The organism is Mesorhizobium sp. M7A.F.Ca.US.005.03.2.1 (assembly GCF_003997795.1).
GTDB lineage: Bacteria > Pseudomonadota > Alphaproteobacteria > Rhizobiales > Rhizobiaceae > Mesorhizobium > Mesorhizobium ciceri.
The window spans coordinates 1-1,108 of record NZ_RZRP01001304.1 but is presented as its reverse complement, the minus strand read 5'-3'; the positions used below and the strand labels follow the sequence as shown (position 1 = coordinate 1,108).

The following is a 1,108-nucleotide window of genomic DNA, read 5'->3' as shown; positions in this document are numbered from 1 at the left end:
GGTCTTCATCAGCCGCGACATGAAGCGGTCGCTCTCTGGCTTGCGCGGCCATACGCCCTCGTTGAGCCCGCCGATGACCAGCGTGTCGACCGTCTGCAACCGGGCTTCCAGCGCGCCCCAGATGGCGATGTTCCGGTCGGTGCCTTGTGCCGGCTTGACCGTTTCAGGCGCGATCAGCGCCGCCATGATGTCGGGCCACTCGGTCGCCGCGAAGGACAGCGAAGCCGAAGCCGCGACCAGCCCGCGCAGCAGTTCGGCAAGCTTCTCGCCGGCGTCACCGGCATAGAGTTCGCCAAGGCCGCCGTCGGCGGTGCGGCCGAGATTTTCGAGTGTCACGACACTGGCCCTGACAAGCGCGGCAAGGTCGGCGTCATCCCGGCCTCGGAAGGCTGCGAGCGGCGCCAGCGCCTGCTTGAGACGTTCGAGCAAATTCCGCGCAGTTTCGATAGAGCGCACGGTCAGCCGGGAAAACCAGAAGGGCTGCCGGCTGCCGCCGCCCAAGCCGGTGAGGCGGGCTTCGAACAGTTCCGGTAGCGAAACGATGTCGGGGCGGCCGGTCCCGCCGCGCAACGCCACCAGTTCGATCAGCTCCGCCGCGTGGCGCACATCGGCCCGTTCGAGGCCGAGGCCGAGCAGCGGATGCTTGAGCAGCGACAGCAGGCCAACCGGATCGCCTGGCCGGAACAGTGCCTCGAGCGCCAGCCTGAGCAGGCTGGCCGCCGGAGTGTTGGCGAGCGGTGTGCCACCGGAATCGTCGGCAACGACGCCGAAGCGCTGGAGCTCGATCGAGACGCGACGCGCCAGCGCGCGGTCGCCGGTGACGAGAGCCGCCCTTTGGCCGGGCTGTTCGACCGCGCGCCTGAGCGCGACGGCGATGGCGACGGCCTCATCACGTTCGCTGGCGGCTTCGAGCAAGGTCACCTCGGCGAAGGCGCCGGCAATGTCGGACGCCGGGAAACCGGCACGTGTCTCGGCCCAGAGTTCGGTGGTTTCGGCCGGCCGCAGCGCTTCGCCGACAAGGGCAGCGCGAAGCGCACGTCGCGGTTCGGCCACGCCAATCTCCTCGACGTCGCCGCGCAATACGCCGATCTTGCCGATCAGCCTGGCC

The 1,108-nt window shown here is 69.3% G+C and carries 1 pseudogene; it reads right to left on the bottom strand.

The annotated features are described in order from the left end of the window. Window positions 1–1,108, bottom strand: a pseudogene (locus EN991_RS37265) (double-strand break repair protein AddB); the annotation flags it as partial.